At 69.8% G+C, this 10,454-nt stretch carries 4 protein-coding genes and 1 pseudogene; 2 read left to right on the top strand and 3 right to left on the bottom strand.

The features are described from left to right. The first annotated feature begins 181 nt into the window (after nucleotides 1-181). The gene (locus OR37_RS20200) at nucleotides 182-1,165 is read left to right on the top strand and encodes a sensor histidine kinase (protein ID WP_004624816.1); all 984 of its coding nucleotides are present in this window, start codon (nucleotides 182-184) and stop codon (nucleotides 1,163-1,165) included. A 39-nt stretch (nucleotides 1,166-1,204) separates the two neighbouring features. Here OR37_RS20200 and OR37_RS20195 read toward each other — a convergent pair whose 3' ends face one another. Genes OR37_RS20195 through OR37_RS20185 form a run of 3 tightly spaced genes read right to left on the bottom strand, consistent with a single transcriptional unit; the run spans nucleotide 1,205 to nucleotide 6,875 of the window. Then, the gene (locus tag OR37_RS20195) at nucleotides 1,205-4,321 is read right to left on the bottom strand and encodes an efflux RND transporter permease subunit (protein WP_004624813.1); all 3,117 of its coding nucleotides are present in this window, start codon (nucleotides 4,319-4,321) and stop codon (nucleotides 1,205-1,207) included. Beyond that, nucleotides 4,321-5,367: an efflux RND transporter periplasmic adaptor subunit gene (locus tag OR37_RS20190; protein WP_004624812.1), complete on the bottom strand. Its 1,047-nt coding sequence runs from the start codon at nucleotides 5,365-5,367 to the stop codon at nucleotides 4,321-4,323. The genes OR37_RS20195 and OR37_RS20190 overlap by 1 nt, the downstream gene beginning before the upstream one ends. Nucleotides 5,368-5,378: 11 nt before the next feature. Then, nucleotides 5,379-6,875 carry a TolC family protein gene (locus tag OR37_RS20185; protein WP_004624809.1) on the bottom strand — a complete coding sequence of 499 codons (1,497 nt, stop codon included), beginning with the start codon at nucleotides 6,873-6,875 and terminating at the stop codon, nucleotides 5,379-5,381. A gap of 183 nt (nucleotides 6,876-7,058) precedes the next feature. Here OR37_RS20185 and OR37_RS20180 point away from each other — a divergent pair. Further along, nucleotides 7,059-10,408, top strand: a pseudogene (locus OR37_RS20180) (TonB-dependent receptor domain-containing protein). The last annotated feature ends 46 nt before the right edge of the window (nucleotides 10,409-10,454 follow it).

Here is a 10,454-nt window from a genome sequence, read left to right as displayed (position 1 = left end):
CGAAGATCGTCGAGTAATCTCGAACGGTCTTAGCTTCGGCTGACAACGCGAAGGCCCCGGAGAGCGATCTCCGGGGCCTTTCTGCTTTTGGGTACGCATCGACGCGCGGCGGGCCGGCTATGTCGGCTCGAGGCTTGACGGCTTCGGAGCTTTGCCTCACGGGCTAGCTCAGGGGGACGGCTTGAAGATTCACGCGGTCATTGGCGGCAGGGGCGCGGGCTATGTCTTCGCGGCGATCATGGCGCTGGCCGCCTGGGCGCTGCGCTATGCGTTGAACGACTGGTTCCCGCCAGGCTTTCCGTATCTGACCTTCTTTCCCGCCGTGGTCGTCACGGCCTATTTCGCCGGACTGCGGCCGGCCGTCCTGTGCGCGGTCCTGTCGGGCGTGGCGGCCTGGTATTTCTTCATTCCGCCCTATCAGAGCTTCCAGGTCTCGTTCCCCACGGCCGTGGCCCTGACCTTCTACGCCTTCGTGGTGGCGGTCGACATCTTCTTCATCGACGGGATGCGCAATGCGCTGCGTCAGTTGGAGGAGGAGCGGGGGCGCTATGCCGCCCTGGCCGAGAGTCGCGACCTTCTGTATCGCGAGCTGCATCACCGGGTGAGCAACAACATCCAGGTCGTCGGCTCCCTGTTGCGTCTGCAGGCCTCCCGCCAGGCCGACGAGGACGCTCGTCACGCCCTGGTCGAGGCCGGATCGCGCATCGAGGTGATCGCCGAGATCCAGCGCCAGCTGCACAACGCCGTCGGCGACCCCGCGCCCTTCCAGGCCTTCGCCGAGGGCGTGCTGGCCGCCGCGGCGGCCGCGGCGGGCTCTCGCGTGGCGCTGACCGTCGAGGGCGGCGAGGAGCCGCTGCACCCGGACCAGGCGACGCCGGTGACCCTGGTCATGCTGGAGAGCTTCAACAACGCCCTGGAGCACGGGTTTGGCGAAGCGGGCGAGGGGCGCGTCGTCGTGCGCCTGGAGCAAGGCCTGGGCGACCATGTGCTGACCGTCCGCGACAACGGCCGAGGCCCGCCGCCGACATTCGATCCGGCCGCTTCCGAAAGCCTGGGCCTGCGCATCGTCCGCGCCATGGCCCAGCAGCTCGGAGGACGTTTCGAGATGGCCCGCGAGGACGGTTGGACCGTGTGCCGCCTCCGCTACGCGCCGAGACGGGATTGAGAGCCCATGAAGCTGCTCCCCCGCGTCGCGGGGGAGGAATTAGCTGACCGTTTCCCGCTCCCCCTTCGCCTCGCGCGGCGTGGTGAGACGGCCCAGTTTCGGGGCCAGCCAGCGTTCGAAATCGTCGATGATCTCATAGACCACCGGCACCAAGACGAGCGACAGCACGGTCGAGGTGATCAGGCCGCCGATCACCGCCACGGCCATCGGCTGGCGGAACTCCGAACCCTTGCCCAGGCCCAGCGCGGTGGGCAGCATCCCCGCCATCATGGCCAGGGTGGTCATGATGATCGGCCGGGCCCGCTCGCGACAGGCCTCGATGATGGCGTCGCGCTGCGACTTGCCCGACCGTTCTTCCTCGATCGCGTACTCGACCAGCAGGATCGAATTCTTGGCCGCCAGGCCCATCAGCATCAGGAAGCCGATCAGCGACGGCATCGAGAGCGACTGGCCGGTGACCACCAGGGCGGCCAACGCCCCGCTGATCGCCAGCGGCAGGGCCGACAGGATGGTCACCGGCTTGAAGAAGCTGCGGAACAGCAGCACCAGCACGCCGAACACCAGGCCCACGGCCGAGAGCAGCGCCACCGCGAAGCCGCTGAACAGCTCGACGAACGCTTCCTGGTCGCCGGCCGCGGCGGGCGTCACGCCGGCGGGCAGATGCTTCATGGTCGGGGTGTTGTTGACCTCGTTCAGCGCCTGACCCAGCTGGGCGCCGCCGGCCAGGTCGGCCTCGACGGTCAGCTGACGCTTGCGGCCGAAGCGGTCGATCTTGGCCGGACCCGCCTCGAAGCTGACGTCGGCCACCGTGTCCAGCCGCGTGAATCCGCCGGACTTGGTGGGCAGCAGCAGGGCCTTGATCGACTCCAGGTCGGCGCGGTTGTCGCGCGGCAGGCGCACGCGGATCGGAATGCGCCGCTCGCCCTGGGTCATCTTGGCGACATTGGCGTCGATGTCGCCGACGGTGGCCACGCGGGCCACGGTGGCGATGTCGGCCGAGCTGACGCCCAGGCGCGCCGCCTCCTCGGCCCGGGGGCGGATCAGGATTTCCGGGCCCGAGGGCGGCGAGGACGGACGCGGGTCGGCGACCGTCTTCAGTCCGCGCATGTCCTTTTCCAGCGCCAGCGCCGCCCGTTCCAGGGCCGGACCGTCCTCGGAGGTCAGGATCATGTTGACGTCGGCCTGGCCCCAGTCGGACTGCAGGTTGACGCGGGCGTCGGGGATGTCGCGCAGCGAGGCGCGGATCGCCTGCTTGATCTGGGTGACCGTCATCGAACGCTTGTCGTGCAGCACCACGGTCACGGTGGCGTCGCGCACGTCGCTGCCGCCCTGCGCGCCGGCCCAGCCGCTGCCGATGTTCGATCCGACCTGGGCGAAGACGTGGGCCGTCTCGCCGCGCTGGCGGAACTGGGCCGTGATCGCCTGGACCGTGCGGTCCATGTCGACGGTCGTCGCGCCGGGCGGGCCCTGGACCTTCAGATAGTAGTAGTTGTTGTTGCCGGGCGGCTGGAAGCCGACGGCCAGCACGCCGATCGAGGCCAGGAAGATCGCCCCGGCCAGCGAGGCGAAGGTGATGACGCCGCCCAGGATGAAGCTCAGGAACTTGTGGTCCAGCGCCCAGTCCAGCGCGCGGCGATAGAGGCCCGACAGCGGCTTTTCCGGATGCGGGTCCTTGCTGGGCTTGAGGAAATAGGCGGCCAGCAGCGGCGTCAGGAAGCGGGCGACGACCAGCGAGAACAGCACCGCCACCGCGACGGTCAGGCCGAACTCCTTGAAGAACTGGCCGGGCGTGCCGGGCATGTACGAGACGGGGACGAACACCGCCACGATCGAGAAGGTGGTGGCCACGACGGCCAGGCCGATGGCGTCGGCCCCCTCCATCGCCGCCTGATAGGGGCGCTGGCCCCGGGCGACGCGCTTTTCGATGTTCTCGATCTCGACGATGGCGTCGTCGACCAGGATGCCGATCACCAGGGTCAGGGCCAGCAGGGTGACGACGTTCAGCGAGAAGCCGACCACCGACATGAAGGCGAAGGTCGGGATCAGCGACACCGGCATGGCGATGGCGGTGATCACCGTGGCTCGCCACTCGCGCAGGAACAGGAACACCACCAGCGAGGCCAGCAACATGCCTTCCAGCAGGGTGTGTTCGGTGGCCGTGAAGCTGGCGCGGGTGTCGTCGACGGTCGAGAAGATCTTGGTGAAGGTGACGCCGGTCTGGGCCGCTTGCAGCTTGGCGATCGCCTTGGTGACGCGGGTCTCGACCTGGACGTCGCTGCTTTCCTTGGTCTTCATCACCTGGAAGGCGACGACGGGCTTGCCGTCCAGACGCGCGAAGCCGCGCTCCTCGCCCGCCCCTTGGCCGACCTCGGCCACGTCGGTCAGCTTCACATAGCGGCCGGCGGCGGTGGGGATGGTGATGGCGCGCAGCTCGTCCAGGGTCTGGGCCGCGCCCAGCACGCGGACGGTCTGCTCGCGACCGCCGACCAGGGCCCGGCCGCCGGGGGCGTCGAGGCTGTAGTTGGCCAGGGCGGCGTTCAGCTGCGGCGCCGTGACCCCGAACGCGGCCATGCGGGCCGGGTCGATGATGATGTTGATCTCGCGGTTCACCCCGCCGACGCGGGAGACCTGGGCGACGCCCTTCTGGCCCTGCAGGGCGCGGGTGACGGTGTCGTCGACGAACCACGACAGGTCCGTGGTCGACATGTTCGGCGCGGCGACCGCGTAGGTGATGATCGGCGCGGCGTCGATCTCCAGGCGCGTCACCGTCGGCTGGTCGATCTCCTTGGGCAGCTGGGCGCGCACGGTGTCGATCTTGGAGCGCACCTCGTCGGTGACCTTCTGCAGGTCCTCGCCCAGCTCGAACTCGATGGTCGTCGTCGAGGCGCCCTGGACCACCGACGAGCGGATGGTCTTGACGTTGGAGATGCTGGCCACCGCGTCCTCGACGGGGCGGGTGACCTGGGTCTCCAGCTCGCCTGGCGCCGCGCCGCTCTGGGTGACGGTCACGGTGACGGCCGGGAACGAGACGTTCGGGAACTGCTTGATCGGCAGGCCGAGATAGCAGCCGACGCCGGCGATGATCAGGGCGATGAAGACGACCGCGACCGGGATCGGGTTCTTGATCGCCCAGGCGGAAACGCGCAGCTGGGCCATCAGCGGGCGCCTTGCTCGATCGGCTTCACCTTGTCGCCGTCCAGCGTGAAGGCCGCCGCGCTTTGCACGATGCGGGCGCCGATGGGCGGACCCTCCAGGAGCTGCACATAGCCGCCGCCGCGCTGGCCGGTGCGGATCTTGACCTGGCGGGCGCGGTTGTCGGCGTCGATGGTGATGACCGAGGCGCCGTCGGCGTCATAGCGGATCGCCGCCTCCGGCACGGCTGTCACGACGGCGCCGGACGCGCCAAAGGTCCCGCTGGCCAGGCCGCCGGCGCGCAGGTCCTCGCGCAGGGGCAGGCGCACGCGCACGCGGCCCAGATGGGTGTTGGCGTCGATCTGGGGCGAGACGAGGCGCACCACGCCCGAGACGGTCGGACCGCCGGGGATCGTCACCGCCACCGACTGGCCGACGCGGACATTGGCGAGATCGGCCTCGTTGACCTCGGCGTTCAGTTCGACAAGACCGTCGCGGGCGATGCGGAACCAGGGGGCGGAGCCGCCCGCCACGTCGCCGGGCCGCACCGTCCGCTCCAGCACCCGGCCCGCGACCGGGGCGGTGATGGTCATGCGGCTGTCCTTGGTCCGCAGCTCGGCCAGCGCCGCGGCCTGGGCCTTGGCCTGGTAGCGGCGGGTCTCGATCTGCTCCTGCGACAGCACGCCCTGGCCGTCCATGCCGGCGACGCGCTGGGCCTCGGCCTCGGACTGGGCGGTCACGGCGGCCTGCTGGGCGATCTGGGCGCGCAGCAGGGTGTTGTCCAGCTGGGCCAACGGCTGGCCGGCGCGGACCCACGCGCCTTCCTCGACGAAGACTTTGGCGACGCGGTAGCCGGAGAGCTCCGAGCCGACGGCCGCCTCCTCGCGCGGGATCAGCTGGCCCGAGGCCTTGAAGCCGCCGCCCAGGGGACGGCTCTCGACGCGGGTCACGGTGACGGCGCGGGCCAGGTCGGCGCCGGAGGCCTTGGCCGTGTCCGTCTTCTTGCCGCAGCCGGCCAGGCCGACGGCGCCGCAGACCAGGGCGGTGGCGATCAGAGAGCGGGTCGTCATCGTGGCGGGTCTCATTGGGCGGAAGGCTGTTGGGGAAGGCTCGTCGGGGACCAGCCGCCGCCGAGCGCCTTGTAGGTCTGCACCGCGCGCTGCAGGGCCTGGGTCTGGGCGCCGGTCAGGGCCGTGCGCGCCCCGCGCCAGGACTGTTCGGCCTGCAAGGCGGTGGTCAGGTCGGTCAGGCCGGCCGCGTAGCCCTTGCGGCTGGCCTCGTAGGCGCTGGCCGCGCGTCGCTCGCCGGCCGACAGCAGGGCGACGCGGCGCTCGTCGGCGTCCAGCTGGACCAGCGCCCCCTCGGCCTCGCCGAACGCCTTCTGGACGGTCTGCTCATAGGTGACGGCGGCCTGCTCGACCCGCGCGCCCTGGGCCTTGATGTCGGACATCAGCTTGGGAATGTTCAGCACCGGGACCGAGAGGTTGGCGCCCAGAGTCCAGGCCGAGCTTGTGGTCGAGGTGGTCGAGCCCGGCTTCAGGAAGCTGGGGCTGATCTGTTTGGAAAGGCCCACGCCCGGCGCCAGGGTGACGGTCGGGAAAAGGGCCAGCTCGTTGACGTTCAGGTTGCCCGAGGCCGAGGCCAGGCGCGCGGCCGCCTCGCGCACGTCGGGGCGGCGGGCCAGAAGCTCGCCGGGCGCGGCGGCGGGAACCGGCGGGGCCTTGGCCAGGACGGGTTCGACCGGCAGGCTGGCCAGCGGATCGACGCCCTTGCCGACCAGGATCAGCAGGCTACGGCGCGAGGCCTGGAGCTGGGCCTCCAGCTGGGCGACCTGGGCCTGGGTCTGGGCCAGGTCGGCGGCCGAGCGCTCGGCCTCGGACGTGGCGGTCAGGCCCCGGCGGCCCTTTTCGGCCGCGACGTCGTACAGGGCCTGGGCGATGCGGGCGCTTTGGCGGGCGTCCTCCAGCTGGACGGCGTAGCCTCGGGCCTCGAAATAGGACTGGGCGACATTGGCGGCCAGGGCCGCGCGGGCGCCTTCATAGGCGAAGCGGGCGGCGGCAAGGTCGTTGTCGACCACGCGACGGGCGGCTGCGCGGCGGCCGATCAGGTCCAGCTCCCAGGAGACGTCGAAGTCCAGGGCCAGGCTCTTGGTCACCCCGCCCAGGGTGAAGCCCCCCGAGCCGCTCTGGTCGATGATGTGGGTGTCGGTGCGCTTGGCCGAGCCGGTCAGCGGGGTCTGCGGGACGTAGAGCTGACGGATCTGGCCCTGGCGGACGGCGCGGGCCTCGGCCAGGCGGGCGGCGGCGAGGCGGGCGTCGGGGGCCTTCTCCAGAGCCGTCGCGACCAGATCGTTCAAGACCGGGTCGTCGAACGTGGTCCACCACTGGTCCAGCGTCTGGGACGGCAGCGGCTTTCCGGCCGGGGCCTCATAGGCGGCGGGCAGGCGTGCGTCGACCTGGCGCGCGGGCGTCGTACACGCGGCCAGGCCCGCGCCGATCAGCACGGCCGTCGAGACGAGCGGCGCGCGGAACGAGCCAGAAGGCCGGCCAGGCCGCCGGACGGTCTTGGCGAGACGCATGAAGTTCCAACCCGATTGTTGCGGCCCGCCATCGCGGCTTGGCGACCAATGTTGTCCCACTTAGGGGGCTCCGTCGCGATCGGAAACCCCCCGTTGAACGCTTTAGCGAGGCCGGAGTCGCGACGCGTCCGCCGCCGCCCCCATCCGCCGCCATACCGCGCGCGAGGACGGGCGGGGTGCGGCATTCCGTCCGCCTTGATTTGGCCACGGTTGACACAGTTCGGAAACATACCTCATCTTCGAAATGGGTGTCGTACCTCATTGGTCGACCCAACCTCGTCCTTCGGGGCGAGGGAGTAAGCGTGGCTTTTCAAGCACCTGGACCAAGGGGATTCCAAGCTTGTCGGCTCCACGAAGCGCATCACCGGGTTTCAAAAGCGAACGCTCCGGGCGTCGCGACGGCCTTGGCGGCCGCGCGTCCGTCCGCGCCTGGACCGGGAGGGCGCCGCCCAGCTGAGACATGCCGGCCGACCGCGAGCAACGACGGCGCCGGCCCAACAAAACGATAAGGGAGGGAAATTGCCATGAATCGAACCCGCTTCCTGCTTGGAGGGTCCAGTCTCGCGCTGGCCGTGGCCCTGTCCGCCGGCGCGGCCGACGCCCAGGGCCAGAAGGCCGCCGCCGACCCGTCGACCCAGGTCGAGGAGGTCGTCGTCACCGGCTCGTTCATCAAGGGCACGCCCGAGGACGCGGCCCTGCCGGTCAAGGTGATCGGCGCGGAGGAGCTGCAAAAGCGCGGCTCCCCCTCGACCGTCGAGCTGATCAAGGCCCTGTCGGTGTCCAGCGGGGTGCTGGGCGACACCAACCAGTTCGACAGCCGCGCCCAGGGCTCGGAAGGTTCGGGCTCGGTGAACCTGCGCGGCCTGGGCTCGCAGCGCACCCTGGTGCTGCTGAACGGCCGGCGCCTGGCCATCAACCCACTGGCCGCGGCCGGGGCGGGGATCGTCGACACCAACATCCTGCCCGCCGCCGCCATCGGCCGCCTGGAAGTGCTCAAGGACGGCGCCGCGGCGACCTACGGTTCCGACGCCATCGCCGGCGTGGTCAACTTCATCACCAAGAAGAACTTCAAGGGCCTGGAGGTCGGCGCCGACTATCGCGGCATCAAGAATTCGAGCGGCGACTATGGCCTGAACGTCACCTGGGGCCAGGTCTGGGAGAACGGCAACGTCCTGGCCAGCGTCGGCTGGCAGCACCGCTCCAAGCTGTCGGTCGCCGACCGGTCGTGGGCCAACCGGCCCTACCTGTCCAACCCCGAGGCGGGCTGGTCGGCGGCCGGCAACCCCTCGACCTTCATTCCGCTGGCCAGTTCGACCAACGCCCTGCGGGATCCGGCCTGCGCCGGCCTGGGAGGCTTCGCCGGCTTCTCCGGCCTGACGCCGGTCTGCTACTGGCACTACACGCCGTTCGACAATCTGGTGGAGAAGCAGGACGCGGTTCAAGCCTATGCCGAGGCCAATGCCGACCTTAGCGCCAAGACCAAGTTCCACGCGGAGGTGCTTTACTCGCATACCGACGTGCCCGACTGGAACACCTCGCCCTCCTACGCGGCCCTGGCCACGCCGACCGCCGAGGTCGCGCCCAGCCCGGCCCTGACCGGCCGCTACTACGTGCCCGCGACCAATCCGGGCCTGATCGCCTTCATCGCCGCCAATCCGACCGTCAACCTCTCCAGCCTGGCGACGGGCGCCAGCACGACGGCGCCGGGCTCGATCTTCGGGTTCGGGGCGCTGGACGTGGCCAACCGGCCGTTCGGCATCGGCGGCAATCCCAAGTTCGGCTACGGCCCCTCGATCGGCGCGCGCGCCTTCGACGCCTTCCGCGTCTCGGCCGACCTGTCGGGCGAGTGGGATAACGGCATCGGCTGGGACGTGGCCCTGACCTACTCGCAGGAGGTCGGCATTCGCACCGGTTACGACACGCTGGTCGACCGCTTCGCCCTGGCCTTGCAGGGCCTGGGCGGACCCACCTGCGACAGTAATCCGTCGCTGCCGGGCATCCAGGGCACGCCGGGCGTCGGCGGCTGCATGTATTATAACCCCTTCGCCAGCGCGATCCCGTCCAACGCCATCACCGGCCAGGCCAACCCCGGCTACAGCGCCGCCCTCGCCAACAACAAGGACCTGGTGGACTGGTTCTTCAAGAAGCTGTCGACCAAGCAGTCCTCGCGCCTGTTCGTCGGCGAGGCGGTGCTGAACGGCAAGACCAGCATCAGCCTGCCGGGCGGCGACATCGCCTGGGCGGCCGGCGTCCAGTACCGCCGCACCTATTTCAAGGCCGACTACAACGACATCAGCAACGCCCTGATCAATCCGTGCGTCAACACGCCGGACTTCGGGGTCACGACCTGCACCGGCTCGGCCCGCAACGGGCCCTTCATGTTCCTGGGCGTGGGCACGCCGGCCGACAACCAGAGCGCCGTCGGGGCCGCGTTCGGCGAGCTGTCGTTGCCGATCACCCAGACGCTTCAGGGGCAGCTGGCCGCGCGCTACGAGGACTATGGCGGCTCGACCGGCTCGACCTTCAATCCGAAGGCCTCGCTGCGCTGGCAGGCGACCAAGTGGCTGGCCCTGCGCGCCTCGGCGGGCTCGACCTTCCGCGGGCCGCCGGACCCGGTGACGACCACCACCTCGGTCACCTCGCTGCAAGGCATTCTGGGCGTGTTCCGGGCGGTCGACATCTTCGGCAACCCGAACCTGCGTCCCGAGAAGGCCAATACCTACAACTTCGGGATCCTGATCAGCGCCGGCGACCTGCGCGCGTCGATCGACTACTTCGATTTCGACTTCAAGCACCCGATCGTGGCCGAGCCGGTGGCGGGGATGGTCAACGCCCTCTATCCGAACGGCGCGGCGGGCGCGAACAACTGCGCCGATCCGGCCTACGCGGCCCTGGTCGCGCGCTTCACCTTCAACGGCTCGTGCTCGACGCCGACGACCAGCATCGCCCGCCTGAAGACCTATTACATCAACGGCGCGCCGGTGAAGAACAGCGGCTTCGACTTCACGGCCGACTACCGGTTCCGCGACGTGGCCGGCGGCGACGTCACGATCGGCGGCACGGCGACCTACGTCCAGAAGTACAAGGTCGGCGCCAATGTCGTCGAAGGGATCACCGTCGAAAAGGCCTTCGACGCGGTGGGCCTGCTCAACTACCAGACCACCGTCGTGCCGATCCCGCAGTGGAAGGGCGACGTCTATGGCGAGTGGAACAAGGGCCCCCACAACGTGCGCCTGACGGTGCACTACATCGGCAGCTATGACGACCAGCGCGTCGCGCCGTTCGCCGCCAACGCCTACAAGGACACCACCGGCGCGGGCGTCACGGTCAGCGCGGGCAAGACGATCAAGGCCCAGATCCTGACCGATCTGTCCTATCGGGTCTTCCTGCCCTGGAACACGACGGCGACCCTGGCGATCACCAACCTGTTCGACAAGGACCCGTCCTACGCCCGCCTCGACCTGGGCTATGACCCCTTCACCGGCGATCCCCTGGGCCGCACCTGGAAGGTCGGGCTGAAGAAGAAGTTCTAGGTTCTCGGCTGTGGGAAACTGGCGGCGCGGCCCTTAGAGCGTGATA

Origin of the sequence: Caulobacter vibrioides OR37 (assembly GCF_000372645.1) — a bacterium.
In the GTDB taxonomy this organism is placed as follows: Bacteria; Pseudomonadota; Alphaproteobacteria; order Caulobacterales; family Caulobacteraceae; genus Caulobacter; species Caulobacter vibrioides_E.
Note: the sequence above shows the minus strand (reverse complement) of the source record. Positions and strands in the feature narration are given on the sequence as shown.

What these genes read in the sequence shown, in the direction of transcription:
- OR37_RS20195 (WP_004624813.1), bottom strand. Translation starts at nt 4,321, where the DNA reads ATGGCCCAGCTGCGCGTTTCCGCCTGGGCGATCAAGAACCCGATCCCG.
- OR37_RS20185 (WP_004624809.1), bottom strand. Translation starts at nt 6,875, where the DNA reads ATGCGTCTCGCCAAGACCGTCCGGCGGCCTGGCCGGCCTTCTGGCTCG.
- OR37_RS20190 (WP_004624812.1), bottom strand. Translation starts at nt 5,367, where the DNA reads ATGACGACCCGCTCTCTGATCGCCACCGCCCTGGTCTGCGGCGCCGTC.